The sequence below is a fragment of the Stappia sp. BW2 genome (genome assembly GCF_008107695.1).
GTDB lineage: Bacteria > Pseudomonadota > Alphaproteobacteria > Rhizobiales > Stappiaceae > Roseibium.
The window spans coordinates 89,423-106,028 of sequence record NZ_VIRG01000070.1; the positions used below are offsets into that span (position 1 = coordinate 89,423).

At 59.8% G+C, this 16,606-nt stretch carries 17 protein-coding genes; 7 read left to right on the forward strand and 10 right to left on the reverse strand.

What is annotated here, in order from left to right:
• Nucleotides 1–46 precede the first annotated feature (46 nt).
• Both FMN63_RS19300 and lgt read right to left on the reverse strand, forming a co-directional pair.
• A complete protein-coding gene (locus tag FMN63_RS19300; RefSeq protein ID WP_148585812.1) occupies nucleotides 47–1,135 on the reverse strand; it encodes a class I SAM-dependent methyltransferase in 1,089 nt (362 codons plus the stop codon).
• Nucleotides 1,132–1,947 (reverse strand): prolipoprotein diacylglyceryl transferase, encoded by an 816-nt coding sequence (gene lgt / locus FMN63_RS19305; RefSeq protein WP_148587253.1) that lies wholly within the window; start codon nucleotides 1,945–1,947, stop codon nucleotides 1,132–1,134. Before lgt ends, FMN63_RS19300 begins: the two co-directional genes overlap by 4 nt.
• Nucleotides 1,948–2,190: 243 nt before the next feature.
• On the opposite strand from lgt, the gene FMN63_RS19310 reads away from it, so the two are divergent.
• The 3 genes from FMN63_RS19310 (at nucleotide 2,191) to proC (ending at nucleotide 4,120) form a co-directional block, all read left to right on the forward strand.
• Nucleotides 2,191–2,457: an accessory factor UbiK family protein gene (locus FMN63_RS19310; RefSeq protein ID WP_148585813.1), complete on the forward strand. Its 267-nt coding sequence runs from the start codon at nucleotides 2,191–2,193 to the stop codon at nucleotides 2,455–2,457.
• Between the two features lie 347 nt (nucleotides 2,458–2,804).
• Entirely contained in the window at nucleotides 2,805–3,305 is a 501-nt protein-coding gene (locus FMN63_RS19315; protein ID WP_148585814.1) for a type III secretion system chaperone family protein, read from the forward strand.
• The gene (proC, locus tag FMN63_RS19320; RefSeq protein WP_148585815.1) at nucleotides 3,302–4,120 is read left to right on the forward strand and encodes a pyrroline-5-carboxylate reductase; all 819 of its coding nucleotides are present in this window, start codon (nucleotides 3,302–3,304) and stop codon (nucleotides 4,118–4,120) included. Before FMN63_RS19315 ends, proC begins: the two co-directional genes overlap by 4 nt.
• Before the next feature lie 121 nt (nucleotides 4,121–4,241).
• On the opposite strand, the gene FMN63_RS19325 is transcribed toward proC, so the two are convergent.
• Nucleotides 4,242–4,715, reverse strand: a complete 474-nt coding sequence (locus FMN63_RS19325) for a YciE/YciF ferroxidase family protein (protein WP_148585816.1) — start codon at nucleotides 4,713–4,715, stop codon at nucleotides 4,242–4,244.
• Between the two features lie 368 nt (nucleotides 4,716–5,083).
• Here FMN63_RS19325 and FMN63_RS19330 point away from each other — a divergent pair, with 368 nt between their 5' ends.
• Nucleotides 5,084–5,782 carry a TetR/AcrR family transcriptional regulator gene (locus FMN63_RS19330; protein ID WP_148585817.1) on the forward strand — a complete coding sequence of 233 codons (699 nt, stop codon included), beginning with the start codon at nucleotides 5,084–5,086 and terminating at the stop codon, nucleotides 5,780–5,782.
• Nucleotides 5,783–5,859: 77 nt separating this feature from the next.
• Nucleotides 5,860–6,201 carry a tRNA-binding protein gene (locus tag FMN63_RS19335; RefSeq protein WP_148585818.1) on the forward strand — a complete coding sequence of 114 codons (342 nt, stop codon included), beginning with the start codon at nucleotides 5,860–5,862 and terminating at the stop codon, nucleotides 6,199–6,201.
• A gap of 37 nt (nucleotides 6,202–6,238) precedes the next feature.
• On the opposite strand, the gene FMN63_RS19340 is transcribed toward FMN63_RS19335, so the two are convergent.
• The 4 genes from FMN63_RS19340 to FMN63_RS19355 form a co-directional block, all read right to left on the reverse strand.
• Entirely contained in the window at nucleotides 6,239–7,573 is a 1,335-nt protein-coding gene (locus FMN63_RS19340) for an 8-oxoguanine deaminase (protein WP_148585819.1), read from the reverse strand.
• 235 nt (nucleotides 7,574–7,808) lie between these two features.
• Complete coding sequence (locus tag FMN63_RS19345) at nucleotides 7,809–9,203, reverse strand: ATP-binding protein (RefSeq protein WP_148585820.1); 1,395 nt, start codon at nucleotides 9,201–9,203, stop codon at nucleotides 7,809–7,811.
• Between the two features lie 11 nt (nucleotides 9,204–9,214).
• The gene (locus FMN63_RS19350; RefSeq protein WP_148587254.1) at nucleotides 9,215–9,913 is read right to left on the reverse strand and encodes a response regulator; all 699 of its coding nucleotides are present in this window, start codon (nucleotides 9,911–9,913) and stop codon (nucleotides 9,215–9,217) included.
• Nucleotides 9,914–9,948: 35 nt separating this feature from the next.
• The gene (locus FMN63_RS19355) at nucleotides 9,949–10,515 is read right to left on the reverse strand and encodes a MarR family winged helix-turn-helix transcriptional regulator (protein WP_205514151.1); all 567 of its coding nucleotides are present in this window, start codon (nucleotides 10,513–10,515) and stop codon (nucleotides 9,949–9,951) included.
• Between the two features lie 246 nt (nucleotides 10,516–10,761).
• Between FMN63_RS19355 and FMN63_RS19360 the strand changes: the two genes are divergently transcribed.
• Nucleotides 10,762–11,664 (forward strand): branched-chain amino acid aminotransferase, encoded by a 903-nt coding sequence (locus tag FMN63_RS19360; RefSeq protein WP_148585821.1) that lies wholly within the window; start codon nucleotides 10,762–10,764, stop codon nucleotides 11,662–11,664.
• Nucleotides 11,665–11,815: 151 nt separating this feature from the next.
• Here FMN63_RS19360 and prfH read toward each other — a convergent pair whose 3' ends face one another.
• Nucleotides 11,816–12,460, reverse strand: coding sequence for a peptide chain release factor H (prfH, locus tag FMN63_RS19365; RefSeq protein ID WP_148585822.1), 645 nt, complete (start codon nucleotides 12,458–12,460; stop codon nucleotides 11,816–11,818).
• Nucleotides 12,457–13,650, reverse strand: a complete 1,194-nt coding sequence (locus FMN63_RS19370) for an RNA ligase RtcB family protein (protein WP_148585823.1) — start codon at nucleotides 13,648–13,650, stop codon at nucleotides 12,457–12,459. Before FMN63_RS19370 ends, prfH begins: the two co-directional genes overlap by 4 nt.
• Before the next feature lie 524 nt (nucleotides 13,651–14,174).
• Here FMN63_RS19370 and FMN63_RS19375 point away from each other — a divergent pair.
• Complete coding sequence (locus FMN63_RS19375) at nucleotides 14,175–15,251, forward strand: alcohol dehydrogenase family protein (protein WP_148585824.1); 1,077 nt, start codon at nucleotides 14,175–14,177, stop codon at nucleotides 15,249–15,251.
• A gap of 18 nt (nucleotides 15,252–15,269) precedes the next feature.
• Here FMN63_RS19375 and FMN63_RS19380 read toward each other — a convergent pair whose 3' ends face one another.
• The gene (locus tag FMN63_RS19380; protein ID WP_148585825.1) at nucleotides 15,270–16,577 is read right to left on the reverse strand and encodes a multidrug effflux MFS transporter; all 1,308 of its coding nucleotides are present in this window, start codon (nucleotides 16,575–16,577) and stop codon (nucleotides 15,270–15,272) included.
• Between the last annotated feature and the right edge of the window lie 29 nt (nucleotides 16,578–16,606).

The window sequence follows — 16,606 nt, forward strand, 5'->3', positions numbered from 1 at the left end:
CTGTGCGGAGGGGATTCGCCACGCCAGCGATTGATCCTTGGGGTGTTCAGGACGCGCTGTCAAACGGGGGGAACGATATTCCGGAGTTGGTCACAGCCAACACCTTGAAAAGTTCGCCCATCTGGTCGGGAGCGGCCAGTCGTTCGACGGCATCGCGGATTGTTTCCTGTTCCCCGTGGGGCTTGCCCGCGCCGAGAGCGCCGGCCCGTTCCAGAAGGCCCGAGCGCAGCAGAAATTCGCCCTGGGTCAGCGGTGGCAGCGCGTGGGCGCCTGCCCGGACGGCGGCTGCCGCCAGCGCCTCGAAATTGACATGCGCCGTCAGATCCGCTTCGCCCGGGTGGGCGAGGACATCGTCAAAGGCGTGCTTGTAAAGCGCTTGCAGCGTGTCACCCGTGGCTGTCTTCAGGTAGCCATAGTCGATAAAGACCGCAGCGCCACCGTCTTCGGCAATCCGGTGCCCGATCTCCTCGGCAATGGCATTGGCCGCGGGCTGGGTTTCGAAGATCGCGCCTTCAGGGGCAGTTGAAAGATCGGCGGGGATGGCGTCATCCGGCAGGCGGGCAGTGCCGACGCCGAACATCAGCTCTCCGTCCTGCGACAGGCCGACCTGGCGTTCCTGCCAGCCACGGGCGGTCTTGACGGACTGATGGATGGGCAGGGCGTCGAAAAACTCGTTGGCAACCAGGATCATCGGACCGGCCGGAACGTCCTGGAACCGGTTGCGGAAATTCGGTGTCAACGGGCCACGCGCCAGCGTCGCCGTCTGCATGTCTCTCAATCGCGGACTTGTCTCGACCAGGTTCAGCCGGGCTGCCTTGAGGAAGGCCGGGCGCAGGGACGCCATGCGCAGGAGGTCGGCCATCAGCGTGCCGCGTCCGGGCCCCAGTTCGACCAGTTGAAACTCCGCGGGTTCACCAAGCACCTGCCATGCCGACAGGCAGCTGGCCCCGATGAGTTCGCCGAACATCTGGCTGACTTCAGGTGCGGTAATGAAATCGCCTTCGCTGCCGAAGGGCTCGCGTGTCATGTAATAGCCGGCGTCCGGGTCGCCGAGGCAGACGGACATATATTGCGCGACCGATAGAGGCCCTTCGGTTTCGATCCGGGTCTTGATCCTGTCTTTCAGTCCCGTCACGCCGCGCTTGCTCCGGAGCTGCGCCGACCTGCCCAGATCATGGTTGCCAATCCGGCCAGGATCATCGGAATGGACAGCAGCATGCCCATGGTGAGAAAGCCGGTCAGATAGCCGATCTGGGCATCGGGAACCCGGTAGAGTTCCGAAATAGACCGCGCGATGCCGTAACCGAAGGCAAATGCACCGGCAAGGAAACCGGGCTTTTGCAGCAGCTTGAAGCGCCGGCTGAGCACCATCAGCACCAGAAACAGCACGACGCCTTCGAGTGCGGCTTCATAGAGCTGGCTCGGGTGACGGGGATCTGGCCCGCCATTGGGAAACACCACCGCCCAGGGCACGTCCGTTGGCCGGCCCCAGAGTTCGGAATTGATGAAGTTGGCAATCCGGCCGAAAAAGAGGCCGATGGGGGCTGCGCAACCGGCAAGGTCGAACAGCGTCCAGAGCGACAGGCCACGCTTCCAGGCAAACAGGATCATCGCGATCACCGTGCCGGTAAAGCCGCCATGAAAGGACATGCCTCCTGTCCAGATCGCGATCGCCTCGGCCGGGTGGGCGAAGTAATAGGCCGGATTGTAAAACAACACGTAGCCAAGACGGCCGCCTATGATGATGCCGAGCGTGCCCCAGAGCACGAAGTCATCGATATCAAGCGGTGCAGGGCGGGGGACGCCGCCCCACAGGCGGTCGTTGGCCACCAGAAGGCGCATGTAACGCCAGGCCAGCAGAATACCGACGATATAGGCGAGCGCGTACCAGCGCAGGGCAAAGGGACCGAATTCGACAAGAACAGGGTCGATTGCGGGAAAGGGCATAACCAGGACTGGCGGCACGGCAAAACCTTCCGATGGTGCGCGGGCGAATTTCGGGCTGAACGCTTGCGCGATCTTGCCCGTCCCGTCAAGCCGACACAGGTTCGCACGGCTGGCGAGAACCACGCGCCGAAAGGCGGCGGCGAATGCAGGTGAATTCGGCTGCGGCGGAATTGGTCCTTGAAGTTGCCGCCATTCCCTCATACCTGTCTGTCATCACATGTGTTTCCGATCAAGGAGGGTCTGATGACCCAAGGCCCGAACCGTATTCTCGATGATTTTGCCAAGCTGATGACTGATGCCGCCGGTGTTGCCCAGGGCGCTCGCCGCGAGGTCGAGACCGCTTTCCGCGCTCAGGCAGAGCGTTTTCTGTCCGATATGGACATGGTTTCGCGCGAAGAGCATGAAGCGGTCAAAGAGATGGCAGTGCGCGCTCTGGACCGGATCGAGGAACTCGAATCGCGGCTCGCAAAACTCGAAAATCCGGATTCTGCCGCGTCTGGAGACGCTTAAGGCGACTTTCTGACGTCGATGTGAGCGTTTTCTGTGCAAAGTTGATGACAGATCTAAGACGCTTGAACACGGCAGTTTTGCGTTGATTTTGGGCAGTTTGATGAAAAATACCGCTGAGTCGTCCACAAGTTTCGGCTTTTTTCACTCAATTGGTATGTATCGCTTAAATCAATCCTGCTCCTATACTGAAAGATAACAGGGATTCGTCGGAGCAAGATGGAACCGGTTCCCTTCTAAAGGGCCGTAACAGGACGCGTTTTGCTCCTCCGGCATGGGACTTTTCCCGGCGGCCCGCCCGGTTATCGTGATCGGGTTCTCGGCCCCCGGCTCAGAAGGGGAGTAGGCACATGAGCCTCATCGAGATTGAACTCGATCGACCTGGTAATCCCGTTGACACCATAGAGACGTTCGCCGCGTTGAACGACTGGACGTTCGAAAGGTCGGACGAGGACGAGATCACCATATCCCTTGAGGGGAGCTGGTGTGATTATCACGTCTCCTTCTCGTGGATGGAGGAAGTCGAAGCCCTTCATCTTGCCTGTGCTTTCGACCTCAAGGTCACCGAATTGCGCAAGACGGAAGTTGTCCGTCTGCTGGCACTGGTCAATGAGCAGCTCTGGATGGGCCACTTCGATCTCTGGAACAAGGAGAACGTGGTGATGTTCCGGCAGTCGCTGCTTCTGGCCGGCGGTGCGGAGGCAACCTCGGCCCAGATCGAGGGAATGCTGACAAATGCCCTTGAAAACTGCGAACGTTTCTATCAAGCCTTTCAATTCGTCGTCTGGGCCGGTCATTCGGCAGCCGAGGCGCTGAATACGGCCTTGTTTGAAACTGCAGGAGAAGCATGAGCTTTTCAAAGGAACGGCCTTTCCTTCTTGTCGGAGCCGGCAAGATGGGCGGGGCAATGTTATCCGGCTGGATGGCGGAGGGGATCGACCCCGCCGCCATCGTGGTCAATGATCCGCATCTGTCAGAAGAGATGGATGCCCTTCTCAAGAAACACGGTATCCGTCATGTGACCTCCGTGCCGGAGGATCTGACGGCCGGGATCGTGCTGGTCGCCGTCAAACCGCAGATGATGGATCAGGTTCTGCCTGGTCTCAAAACCGCGGTCGCGTCCGACACGCTGGTGCTGTCGGTTGCCGCCGGCACGCCTGTTTCCAAATTCGAGACATTTTTCGGCAAGGTGCCGATCTGCCGCTGCATGCCCAATACACCGGCCATGGTCAAACGCGGCATTACGGCGGTCTATCCGACCCCGGCCGTCTCTGCTCAAGCGAAGGACGACGTCACGAAGCTTCTGTCGTCGGTTGGCAAGGTCGTCTGGCTCGACAGCGAAGATCAGATCGATCTCGTGACAGGTGTCAGCGGATCAGGGCCTGCCTATGTGTTCTTTCTCGCCGAAGCGTTGAGCGAAGCTGGACGGCAGGCAGGCCTGCCGGAAGAGATTGCGCAGGAGCTGGCGGTTGCCACCGTCTGTGGAGCAGGCGAACTGATGCAACAGTCCGGCGAACATCCTTCCGTTCTCAGAAAAAACGTCACCAGCCCGAACGGCACGACGGCCGCCGCGCTCGACGTGTTGATGCACGCCGATGGCCTGCAGCCGGTGATGACGAAGGCCGTTGCCGCTGCCGTCAAGCGCGCGCGGGAACTGGCCAGCTGAGGCAGATTGCCTCTGCGAACGTCAATCAGATCAAAAGGCCGCGGGAAAGCGCAATCCCTTTCCTGCGGCCTTTGTTTTGCGCCAGACTGTCAGGGCGCTTTGCGCAAGGTATGTAGAGCGGTTACTGCGCGTTGATCGTTGAAACGGCAAGATTGGTCAGCTTGCTGTTTGCGGCCTTTTCCTGGTCGAGAATGCCGGTCAGAAGGTCGTGCGCCTCATCGTGTCCGAGCACCTTGGCCCATTCGCGCAGCGTGCCGTAACGGGCGATTTCATAATGCTCGACAGCCTGGCAGGCGGCCAGGAGAGCGGCGTTTTTTGCAGCGCCACTCGCTTCGCTGATGATGCCGTCGGTTTCCTTGATGAGACCTTCGATGGCATCGCACTTCTCGCCTTCCGGCTTCTTGCCGAGTGACTTGAAGACCTTTTCGAGAACCTTGACCTGGCCCTTCGTTTCTTCCAGATGCTCGCCAATCGCATCCTTCAGTTTCTTTCCGTTTGCAGCTTCCTGCAATTTGGGCATGGTCTTGGCCATGGTTTTTTCCGCGTAGTAGATGTCCTGAAGAGTATGCTCGAAAGCATCGGCAAGCGTTTTCATGGGATCGTCCTTTCACAATATGCGGAGCGCTCGGGGTGAAGGGCTCAGCAAGGGGCCTTGTGGCCACCCGAAGCCAACCGGCACGAACCTCGGACTTAACGGAGCTCGCGTGGGGGAACCGGTCGCTCGGGCGGAACAGGCCATGAAAAGATGCTTGGGACGCCCTTCAGGACAGTCCGTTCACGGTCTCATGCCCGTCACTTGGGAGAACGCTGTCCCGGTCTGTTTGGTTCCTGCGTTCCAAGCGCTTTTGCAGGAGATTGTGCCCGCCGTTTGGTCGTTGCTATGGCCTGCGGCAGCGGGCCGCCCTTTTCGTGAGGACTGTGAGATCCTATCTTGAGAGAAGCAAAGACACAGGAGGGCCAGCAATGGCGACCGTGAAGACCAAGCAGAAGATCCTGAAAACCTTTCTCGATCTGTTGTCTGAACATCCTTATGAAGACGTCTCGCTGCCGCTGATTGCCGAGACGGCAAAGGTCAAGCTTTCAGAAATGCGCGGCGCCTATGCATCGAAGCTGAAGCTGGTTGCGGCCTTTCTGGAGCAGATCGACACCGTTGTTCTGGACGAACGCGACGAGGACATGGGCGACCAGCCGCCGCGCGACCGCCTGTTCGACATCCTGATGAGCCGCATTGACGCGATGGCCGAGCACAAGGAAGCGGTGCGTGCGCTCCAAAAGGCGGCCCGGAAGGACCCGGCGCTCGCACTCGATTTCAATGCACTTGAAGTCCGGTCGCAGAAATGGATGCTGATCGCCGCAGGCATAGATGTTTCCGGTGTCAAGGCAACCGTGGTGGCCCAGGGGTTGTCCATTGCCTTTGGCCGTGTGGTTGGCGTCTGGCTGGACGAGGAAGACGAGGGCATGCCACGCACCATGGCGCGTCTCGACAAGGAACTGGACAAGGGCACGTCGTTCATGAAACGGCTGAACAAGCTGGATGGCGTCGCGAAAGGTGTCCGGTCGTTCTTCCGCAAGGCCTCCGAACGATCCGGCCGGCGCCGTGACCGGCACGAAAGTGGCCGGGAAGACACAGACCTTGGCGGAGAAGCTCCGGTAGGCGCCTGAGCGCGGTCCAGGCCCTTGCGAACGGTCATATGGCCGTCCATGGTCGCTCGCAGAACAAGCACAAAAGGATTGTTTCCGTGAGCGACCAGATCAGTTTCGACGATTTCCTGAAGGTGGATGTGCGCGTCGGCCAGGTTATCAAGGCCGAGGAATTTCCTGAAGCGCGCAAACCCGCCTACAAGATGCAGATCGATTTCGGCCCCGAAATCGGCATCAAGAAAACCTCCGCACAGATCACCAAGCACTACACTCCGGAAACGCTGGTTGGCAAACTGGTGATGGCGGTGGTGAATTTCCCGCCGCGCCAGATCGGGCCGGTGATGTCCGAAGTGCTGACACTCGGTGTTCCAGACGAGGACGGCGAGGTGGTTCTGTTGTCGCCGACCAAGGACGTGCCGATCGGTGGACGGCTTTACTGATCCTGCGCCGGTTCCGGTACCTGCGAGCGTTCAAGGTTCAGGCGTTTAGCTTTCGTGCGAGCCGGTTCTGGCGTTCGATGACCTTGGGCAGGTCGAGTGTGGTGATCTGGCCGTCGTTGACGATCTGACGGCCTTCCACGAACAGGTGCTTCACGCGCGTTGGGCCTGCGAGCAGCAAGGCTGCCGGGTCCCAGCTTCCCGCACTCTCGATACCCGAAATATCCCACAGCGCGATATCGGCGCGTTTGCCGACGGCTATCCGGCCGCAATCGGGACGGTTCAGCACATCGGCGCCGCCGCGTGTGGCGATTTCCAAGGCTTCACGGGCGGACATTGCATCCGCGCCGTTTGCCACCCGCTGTAGCAGCATCGACTGACGCGCTTCCAGAACCAGATTGCCGGCATCATTGCTGGCCGAACCATCCACGCCGAGCCCCACCTTCACCCGGGCGTCACGCATCGCCCGGACGGGGGCTATGCCGCTGCCAAGCCGGCAGTTGGAACAGGGGCAATGGGCAACGCCGGTGCCGCTGCCGGCGAACAGCCGGATTTCCCGATCATCCAGTTTAACGCAATGGGCGTGCCAGACATCCGGGCCCGTCCAGCCGAGATCCTCGGCATATTGCCCCGGGCGGCAGCCGAATTTTTCCTGCGAATAGGAAATGTCCTCGTCGTTCTCCGCAAGATGGGTATGCAGCATAACCTTCTTGTCGCGGGCCAGCAGAGCGGCGTCCCGCATCAGGTCGCGGCTGACGGAAAAAGGAGAGCAGGGGGCCAGACCTACACGGACCATCGCACCGTCCGACGGATCGTGAAAGGCGTCGACGACGCGGATAGAGTCTTCCAGAATGCCGGCTTCCTGCTCCACCAGACTGTCCGGCGGCAGGCCGCCGTCGCTCTCGCCGATGCTCATTGCGCCGCGGGTCGGATGGAAGCGTAGGCCGATCTCTTTTGCCGCGGCGATGGTGTCATCAAGCCTTGAGCCGTTGGGATAAAGGTAGAGATGATCGGAGCTGAGTGTGCATCCGGACAGGGCCAGTTCGGCAAGTCCGGTCTGGGCAGACACGAACATTTCCTCCGGGCCGAAGCGGGACCAGATCGGATAAAGGGTTTGAAGCCAGCCGAAAAGCAACGCGTCCTGGCCGCCGGGGACGGCTCTGGTCAGGCTCTGGAAAAGATGATGATGCGTGTTCACAAGACCGGGTGTCACGACACACCCGCGCGCGGAGACCTTTTCGCCAGAGGTTTCCAGATCCGTTCCGATTTCCGTGATCACGCCATCGCGCAGGCGAATGTCGACGGCGGAAAGTTCCCGGCGGTCATCGTCCATCGTCAGGACGGTGTCGGCGTTTTTCAGAAGAATTTCAGGCATCGTGCATTCCTTGGGGCCCCGTCTCATCGGAATGCGTTCGGCTGGTGGAAAACGGGGGCAAGAACCAGCCGACACCTTGGTAGAAAATTGATGTTTGGTCAGTCAACCAGAAATCGGGTTGCGATTGTCTTGCGTTGACTTGAAAGACTTTCAATTGAAGCAGACAGACAGCCGAAAAGACAAGCTTTTCGGCTGAATTGGTTGATGTTTCCATTTTCGGGGAAACAGCGCTGTCCTACGCCGGGATACGCAACCTTGCTCTCAGTCCCCCCATCGGGCTGTCCTCCAGGTAGAGGTCGCCCCCGTGGGCGCGGGCGATGTCACGGGCGATGGCAAGGCCAAGCCCGCTGCCGGTCTGATCCATGTTGCGGGCAAGGTCGAGGCGGTGGAAGGCCCTGAACGCAAGCTCACGCTGGTCTTCGGGAATACCCGGACCGTCGTCATCGACCGTAATCGTCAGCCAGCCTCTATCAATCTTGCCGAGCACTTCGACCTGATTGCCGTATTTGCAGCCATTGGTGACCAGATTGGAGAGGCTTCGCTTCATGGACAGGCGGCGTACCTGCACTTCCGGTGGCCCTTCGAAGCGCGTCGTCACGTCATGCCCGGAGATCTCCGCTTCTTCTTCCAGTTCTTCCAGCAGCAGGGAGATATCGGTCTTCTGGATGTCCTCGTCGCCGTAGCCGCTGGCGAAGGCGAGATAGTCCTCCAGCATATGGCTCATCTCGTCGACATCCTTGCGCATCGCTTCGCTCTCCTGCGTGCCGCCGAGGAACGCAAGCTGCAGCCTGAGGCGCGTCAGAATGGTCCTGAGATCGTGGCTGACACCTGCAAGCATGGTGGTACGTTGCTCGATCTGCCGCTCGATCCGTCGCCGCATGTCGATGAAGGCCAGGCTCGCGCGGCGAACTTCGCGCGCGCCGCTGGCGCGAAAGTTCTCGACCGGGCGACCTCTGCCAAAGGCTTCCGCCGCATTGGCCAGCCGGATGATCGGGCGGATCTGATTGCGCAGGAACAACAGCGCGATGATCACCAGGACAAGAGAGGTCGAAAACATCCAGACCAGGAAGATATGCGAGTTGGAGGCATATGTCTGACTGCGCCGCGTGAAGACGCGCAGGATCGAGTCCTTCAGCTGGATGCGGATCTCGACGAAGCGGGACCTGCCGACCGTGTCGATCCAGAACGGCTTGCCGATGCGCTGGCCGATTGCCTGGCTCAGTTCCTTGTCGATAACGTCGAAGAACGGTTTGGGCGTGGGCGGCGGCAAGGGCTCCAGCGGTGTTACCGTCATGGACATGCCGAGCGCGCGCGAGGCGAGTTCCTCGATGTTGGCGTATTCCGGGTCCTGGGGATAGTTCTCCAGCACATAAACGACGGCCGCAATCTCGCGCACCACCGCTTCCGACATCCTGCGCGAGACCAGCTGGTAGTGCCGCTCCATGAACACGAAGACGAGCACCGACTGGAGGATCACGATCGGTGTAACGATGATCAGAAAGGTTCGTGTGAAGAGACCCTTCGGCATGACCCGGTACATCAGCCGGGATACCTGACGGTAGACCGCCAGCAGCGGTTTCAAGGGCACCGTCAGGGGAAAGCGCCGGAGGAAGCTGTCTAATTTGGCCATTGCGGTCCGGTTCAGTCGCACGCAAGCCTGTAGCCGATGCCGCGCACCGTCTGCAGGTAGATCGGGTTGCCGGGATCGGTTTCGATCTTGCGGCGCAGCCGATTGATCTGAACGTCCACCGTGCGCTCGCCCAGGCCGCTATCGTCGCCGACGATCTTGTGGCGAGGGACTGTCGCGCCGGGCTGCTCTGCGAAAATCGACAGGATCTGCTTTTCCCGATCGGTGAGGCGCACCATGTCTTCGCCGTTCTTGAGTTCTCCGCGCGTTGAATTGTACGAGAAAGGCCCGAAGTGGATCTCTTCGCTGACGATGACCGGCTGCTGGTTGCCACGACGCAGGATGGCTGCAATGCGCAACATCAGTTCGCGCGGTTCGAACGGCTTCGACAGATAATCGTCGACGCCGGCCTCAAGCCCGGCGATCCTGTCGGGTGTTTCGGATCGCGCGGTGAGCATCAGGATCGGGACGGGGGAGTCCTCGCGAAGGGAAACGGCCAGCTCCAGACCAGTTTCGCCCGGCATCATCACATCCAGAATGATCAGGTCGAATTCCAGGCCGGAGAGGCACGTGCGGGCCTCGGCCGCATGGGCGGCGGCCGTCACACGGTAACCGTTCTCCTGGAGCAACCTCGACAGGAGATCCCTGATCCGCTTGTCGTCGTCTACCAGGAGAATATGGTTGGCGTTGTCGTCAGGCACCTGGGCATTCATGTCGGCTTCGTTGTCCTTCCATGACCGATTGCCGGTCAATCTTTCAGGTCATAAAGACTACGTATCAACTGCAGGATCTGCGGTCGCGCCTCGGGATCGATCATTCGCAGCAGAAACCGGCGGATAATCTCGTCGCTGCCATCTGGCAATCCAATTAGGGCGCGTTCAAGGCGCTTTTGCTGCAGGCTTGTCAGGTCAACTGCCAGGGCATGTCCACGGTCGGTGGTATAGAGCAGTCTCTGCCGCCGGTCGTGATGGCCTTCGCGCTGTTCAATGATGCCGGCGTCCACCAGTTGCTTCAGCACACGACCAAGGCTCTGCTTGGTGATCCGAAGGATGCCGAGTAGGTCAGTCACCATGATCCCGGGATTGCGATCCACGAAATGCAGAACACGGTGGTGGGCGCGGCCGAATTCGTACTTGGCAAGGACGTCGTCCGGATCTCCGGTGAAGTCGCGATACGCAAAAAACAGAAGCTCGATCAGGTCGTACGACAGCGTGTCTGCGCTATCGGACTCTGACCCTCCGGGCTGTTGTGTCCGGGCTTTGTCCGCCCCCTGTCTGAGGGGCGGCTGGTCCGGTTTGAAATTTACGTCAGTCATATTGACTTAATTCTGATCGATTGTTACTTCTATCCGGTTGCGTACGAAATGATCGGTCTTTTTGATGCTTTTTTATGCATCAGATGATAAACGAATCCAATCATCGTCGCCGCGACCATCAGGATACCGATAGTTGGCGTGCTGTGCAAAAAATACAGCGGTGAATAAGGCGCAAGTCTTTGGTGTCATTTGCCTCTGTTGAACAGAAAACATAAAAACGCTCATAGAGCGAGCGGGAGATGAAAGATGGCTGGAACGCCTTTTGATCAGCTCAGTGGTGATATCTGGTACGACGGCACCTTTGTGCCTTGGTCGGAAGCCAAACTGCATGTTCTCAGCCACGGACTGCATTACGGCAGCAGCGTGTTCGAAGGCGAACGCGCCTATGGCGGCCGGATCTTCAAGTCCGAAGAGCATACGCAGCGCCTGCTAGCCTCGGCGCACATGCTCGGTTTCGAGATTCCTTACACTGCAGAACAGATCAACGCTGCCAAGGAGGAAACCCTGGCGCGGATGAATCTGACCGATGCCTACATTCGCCCCGTCGCCTGGCGCGGCAGCGAAATGATGGGCATCTCGGCACAGAACAACACCATTCACCTGGCAATTGCCACCTGGGAATGGCCGAGCTACTTCAAGCCGGAAGAGCGGCTGAAGGGCATTCGCCTGGACATGGCCGAATACCGCCGTCCGGCACCGGCCACGGCGCCCTACAAGGCAAAGGCCGCCGGTCTCTACATGATCTGCACCATTTCCAAGCACGCCGCGGAAGCCAAGGGCTACACCGATGCGCTGATGCTGGACTGGCGTGGCCAGGTTGCCGAGGCAACCGGTGCCAACGTGTTCTTCGTCAAGGATGGCAAGATCCATACACCGACGCCGGACTGCTTCCTGAACGGCATTACCCGTCAGACGGTGATTGGCCTGGCCAAGGATCGCGGCATCGAGGTTGTCGAGCGCGTGATCATGCCGGAAGAGCTGTCGGAGTTCGAACAGTGCTTCGTCACGGGAACGGCAGCCGAAGTAACTCCGGTCTCCGAGATCGCCGGAAACACCTTCGTGGTCGGCGACATCATCAAGACCCTGATGCAGGACTATGACGCCGCCGTGCGTCCGCAGTCGCCGACCCTTCAGGCCGCAGCGGGCTGAACTTTCTTAAAGAGAAGGGCGGGCCCTGGCCCGGCCCTGACGCAAATATGGTCCGCAAAGTTTTGCTTTGCGGACCATATTCCTTTTCAGGCCCAGGTCAGAGGGTTTCTGCGCGTGTGCGTTTGCCGCGATTTGTGCAAGCGCCTCTGGTTCACTTCACCTCCGAAAACAGGTCATTCTTGAAAACCCTGACCGGATTGCCGCGCTCCAGTTGCCGATGCAACTGGTTCTGCGTGGCCCTGTCTCGACCGCGAGCCTCCTGTTGCCGCAGGATGAACTTCGCGGACAGACGATCAAGCGCTGCCTGTTTGTTGCGGTGCTGGGACCGCTCATCCGTCGAGATGGCAGAAATGCCCGTCGGCAGGTGAGTGATCCTTACGCCGCTGTCGGTGGTGTTCTGATGTTGTCCACCAGGGCCGCCTGAACGGAACGTTTCGATCTTCAGGTCTCGAACCTCAGGATTGACCTCCTCAAGCTCGGAAACTTCGACCGGAAAGACCCCGACAAACCAGTTGCGCCGCTTGTGTTTCGGACGGAACGGACTTGCGCAGATCCATTGCACGGTTCCGGTCCAGGCACGCGCGATCTCCACGGCGTCTTTTCCGCTCAAGGTAACGAGAGCCGAGGAGGGGTCATTGTCCAGTCCTTTTGCATCGGGCCGTTCGGCATTGAACCGCACGCCAGCGTCGACCGCTTCCTGCTCCATCCGGCGCAATGCGAGCGCTACCGCCCGGCGACATTCACGCGGCCCATCACCACTTGATACCAGCAGACGAAGGGTTTCCGGTGCATTCATCTCGCAGCCCTCCTGTCTCTCAGACGCCGTTCTTTGTCTTGCCTGCTCGCCTGTTCCTTTTCCGCCATGGCCTTCTTGAAGGTCAGGAGCGGTTTCAATGTGGCAACAGGATCGGCAAGCCCCGTCGCCTGAAGGTCCCGAACAACATGCGCGGGATCCTTGTAGGCCTGGGGGGCCTCTTCAATGAGGAGCTGGCGGTCTTCGCAAATGACCAGGCCGCCAAACGATGTCCGGTTCAGGTTTTCACGCTCCGACCGCGTCGCGCCCACGCGCCCTGGCATGGAGCGCCTTATGTATTTTCGGCCCGCACCATGAGCAAGCGAAGACAGGGCTTCCGGTTTTTCCAACCGGGGTTTGAGCAGGTAGCTCAAGGCATCCCTGGAGCCGGCAAGCGGCACAAGAGAGGCATCGGCCTTTGCGGCCCCCTTGCGGTGCAGGAAACCTTCCTCATGCCGCTCTATGAGGTTGTGTGGCGCATCGCAGATCTGCCGGAAGTCGCAACGAAGGGCACTGGCTGCCCGTTCGGCGATGAGCGAACGATTGAGACTTGCCCAGACGACGGCCTGCCGATGCGCCTCCAGATACGCCCGCCCAACGTCGCTCTCCGCATCACAGCCACCAAACTGATCCTGCACAGTATCGAAGACATATGTTCCCAGAGAGCGTGAGCCGGAATGAACAAGGAGAACGAGATCTCCCTTTTCCAGATTGGCTTCCGCGAGAGCGCCGCATTCCAGGACATGGTCGACCATCTGCACTTCGCAGAAGTGGTTGCCGCCTCCAATTGTGCCGAGGGCATGAGGATGCAGATCCGGAGACAAGCCCTGGGACACTAGCCGTGCACCGGCGTCCCCGTGCCAAATCCCTTCGATTGAACGGATTTTTTCGGCGGCCTTGTCCAGTCGAAACTTGCGGGCCGGCAGGTCCAGCGCATAAAGCGACATTCCGCAGCCGATGTCGTTGCCGATCAGCTGAGGGTAGATCCGGTCCGACAGCATTGCGCTGCCCACCGGCCCATATTTGCCCGGGTGCAGGTCCGGGAAAGCGGCCACTCCCAGAATTCCTTCCATGTTCGCGACGAATTCGAGCTGAGCTTCCGCGGTACCTTCGATCCAGGAATTTTCAGAGTAGAAATGATGAATTGGGGCAGCGCTCGAACGCGGCGCCACCTCTTTTTGAGAAGTGCCCATTTGGGGTCCATTTTTGAAAACAGGTAAGCTTCAGGTGCAAGCGTAGTTGCCCTGATTTGCCTCCGACGCACCGCTAGCGCGGTTTAGCGAAGGTTTGCTGCCCTCATGGGGGCGCGGCGCATGCTGGTCATGTTCCTGGTCCCGTTTTCAAAAAAGTCTCTGAACCGCAGGGGGCGGCTGCCTCAGAGCTATGGAGTTCTTCGCTGTTTTTCAAGCGAGGCGTTGCGCAAGCGCCCGCATATCACCCAAGTGTTGCATCTTTACCATGGCCGTTCCACGCTCAAGACAGCTTGAAGCGTGCCCAATTTCCGAAAGCTTCAAGGTGCCACTGGAGGTGCTATCCAGTGTAATTCCCTGATCGATCAGCGTGCACCGGACCGCTCTGCATCACAGTTTCCACACTTAGAGAGGCCACTGTCGGAGCCTCAATGCGATCCCTGGTGGTTGTATCCGTCATGCTTGACGAGGTGAAGTGATGGCTCTACGCAAATAGGTAGAATGATCATTCTACCTAAGGAGCGCGTATGGCGATCCCCGAGACCATGAACGGTGTCGTGCTGACGGGGCACGGTGGACTTGAGAAGCTGGTGTGGCGCACGGACCTGCCGGTTCCCGCACCCGTGGAGGGTGAGGTTCTGATCCGCGTCGGTGCGTCCTCAGTGAACAATACCGACGTGAACACGCGCACGGGCTGGTACTCCAAGGCCGTTCGCGGGGATACCGCTTCGGGTGCGGCCGGCGGATATATGGATGGTGCCGGGGCGGAGGGGAGCTGGACAGGCAAGCCGCTTCCCTTTCCGCATATTCAAGGGGCCGATTGCTGCGGAGAAGTGGTTGCAGTCGGGGACGGCGTACCCTCTGAGCGGATCGGCGAACGCGTGCTGGTCCGGGCTCTTCAATCAATGGAAACCGGCAGCGGGGACCCCGCGATCTGGACTTTCGGGTCTGAATGCGCTGGCGGCTTTGCGCAATATGCGACGGCAAGGTCTGACGACGCGCTTGCGGTCAACTCCAGCCTGAGCGATGCCGAACTGGCGTCGTTTCCCTGTGCCTTCTCAACGGCTGAAGGAATGATACAGCGTGGTGGGGTCAAGGCCGAGCGCGTGCTGATAACCGGTGCTTCCGGTGGTGTCGGCTCTGCGGCGATCCAGCTTGCCAAACGGCGCGGCGCTCATGTCACGGCGGTCACGAGCCCGCAAAAAGCTGCCGAACTGCGGTGCCTTGGAGCCGATGAGACGCTGGATCGGGATGCGGTTCCGCCCGAACGGTCTTTTGATGTCGTGCTGGATCTCGTCGGAGGGCCGGCCTGGGGGCAGTTGATCGATGCGCTTCGCAGCCGGGGGCGGTATGTCACATCCGGTGCGATTGCCGGTCCGATAGTCGAGCTGGATCTCCGGACGCTGTACCTGCAAGACCTGACGCTTATCGGAAGCACCTATCAGCCGGACACCATCTTTCAGGATCTGGTGCGCTACATCGAAGCGGGCGAGATCCGCCCCGTCATCGCGAAAACCTATCCCTTGCGCGAGCTGCGGGCCGCGCAGGAAAAATTCCTTGAAAAATCCTTCGTGGGAAAGATCGCGATAGATGTCGTCGCGTGAAGCGCCGACAGGTTCTTGTTAGTGCTCCAGCTGCTTTTCATGCATGGCATGGAACATCCGCCCGCGTTCCGCGTAGAGAATGCAGCCGATGGCGCATAGACCATAGATGGTGTAGGCGACGCCGAGTGGTTGGGTGGTGCCGTCGAACAACTGGCCCATGATATAGCCCAGGATCGCGCCGCCGAGCGTCGAAATGGTGCCGATGACCGAGGAGGCGGTTCCGGCAATGGCGCCGAGCGGTTCCATCGCCATGGCATTGAAGTTTGCCCCCAGGAACCCGAAGCTGGTCATGATCATCGCGGCAAGGATCAGGAAGACCCAGAAGTTCTCAAAGCCGAGTGCCGCCAAAAGCCAGACGACAAATCCGAGAACCGTGTAGACCACCGCCGCACCATGGGACAGCCGGCGCATGCCGATGGCTTCCACCAGCTGCGCGTTGGTGAAGGAGGCTCCGGCCATGCTGATCGCAATCGCGGCAAAGACGACCGGAAACAGATTTCCAAGGTCGAATATTTCAACGAAGATCTGCTGCGACATTGCCAGGAACGAGAACAGGCCGCCAAAAATGAAGGCGGTGCCCACGGTGTAGCCAAGGCTCACCCGCGTCGTCAGCGCCGTCATGTAGGCGCTTGCGATGGTGGAGACCTCCATCGGTCGGCGGTTTTCGACCGCAAGGGTTTCCGGCATCCTGAGAGCGGACCAGATCATCATGGTGACACCGGAAATCAACAGAAGCGCGAAGATCCAGTGCCAGCCCGCGATCAGGAGGACCGCCTGGCCGATGGATGGGGCGACCACAGGAACGGCCATGAACACCATCATCACCAGTGACATGACCTTGCCCATGCGTCTGCCGGTATAGCAATCGCGGACGACGGAAAGCACGGTGACGCGCGCAGCGGCACAGCCCACACCCTGAAGCACGCGGGCAATCAGAAGCGTGTTGAGATCCATGGCGAAGATCGCGCCGATGCTGGCGAGGCTGTAAAGCGCGAGACCGCCGACGAGGACACCACGCCGTCCGAGGGCGTCGGTCACCGGACCGAAGAAAAGCTGCGCGCTGCCAAAGCCGACAAGATAGGACAGGAGCACCAACTGGCGGTTGTTTTCCTCGACGATGTTGAGCGCATCGCCAATGGCGGGCAGGGCCGGCAGCATGACATCGATTGCCATGGCATTCAGGGCCATGATCATGGCGATGATCGCCACAAACTCGGCAAAGGGAATGCCGGGGTCCCGAAGAACTTCGGAAGAAGAGCCGGAAGCATCCTTTGTTGCCGCCGGTGTCGAAGCGGCTTTGCCAGAGGATTGACTGTCGTGTGTCACGGGGTAGGCACCAATACAAATAACCGGGC

What these genes read in the sequence shown, in the direction of transcription:
- lgt (WP_148587253.1), bottom strand. Translation starts at nt 1,947, where the DNA reads ATGCCCTTTCCCGCAATCGACCCTGTTCTTGTCGAATTCGGTCCCTTT.
- FMN63_RS19310 (WP_148585813.1), top strand. Translation starts at nt 2,191, where the DNA reads ATGACCCAAGGCCCGAACCGTATTCTCGATGATTTTGCCAAGCTGATG.
- FMN63_RS19315 (WP_148585814.1), top strand. Translation starts at nt 2,805, where the DNA reads ATGAGCCTCATCGAGATTGAACTCGATCGACCTGGTAATCCCGTTGAC.
- proC (WP_148585815.1), top strand. Translation starts at nt 3,302, where the DNA reads ATGAGCTTTTCAAAGGAACGGCCTTTCCTTCTTGTCGGAGCCGGCAAG.
- FMN63_RS19325 (WP_148585816.1), bottom strand. Translation starts at nt 4,715, where the DNA reads ATGAAAACGCTTGCCGATGCTTTCGAGCATACTCTTCAGGACATCTAC.
- FMN63_RS19330 (WP_148585817.1), top strand. Translation starts at nt 5,084, where the DNA reads ATGGCGACCGTGAAGACCAAGCAGAAGATCCTGAAAACCTTTCTCGAT.
- FMN63_RS19340 (WP_148585819.1), bottom strand. Translation starts at nt 7,573, where the DNA reads ATGCCTGAAATTCTTCTGAAAAACGCCGACACCGTCCTGACGATGGAC.
- FMN63_RS19345 (WP_148585820.1), bottom strand. Translation starts at nt 9,203, where the DNA reads ATGGCCAAATTAGACAGCTTCCTCCGGCGCTTTCCCCTGACGGTGCCC.
- FMN63_RS19350 (WP_148587254.1), bottom strand. Translation starts at nt 9,913, where the DNA reads ATGAATGCCCAGGTGCCTGACGACAACGCCAACCATATTCTCCTGGTA.
- FMN63_RS19355 (WP_205514151.1), bottom strand. Translation starts at nt 10,515, where the DNA reads ATGACTGACGTAAATTTCAAACCGGACCAGCCGCCCCTCAGACAGGGG.
- FMN63_RS19360 (WP_148585821.1), top strand. Translation starts at nt 10,762, where the DNA reads ATGGCTGGAACGCCTTTTGATCAGCTCAGTGGTGATATCTGGTACGAC.
- prfH (WP_148585822.1), bottom strand. Translation starts at nt 12,460, where the DNA reads ATGAATGCACCGGAAACCCTTCGTCTGCTGGTATCAAGTGGTGATGGG.
- FMN63_RS19370 (WP_148585823.1), bottom strand. Translation starts at nt 13,650, where the DNA reads ATGGGCACTTCTCAAAAAGAGGTGGCGCCGCGTTCGAGCGCTGCCCCA.
- FMN63_RS19375 (WP_148585824.1), top strand. Translation starts at nt 14,175, where the DNA reads ATGGCGATCCCCGAGACCATGAACGGTGTCGTGCTGACGGGGCACGGT.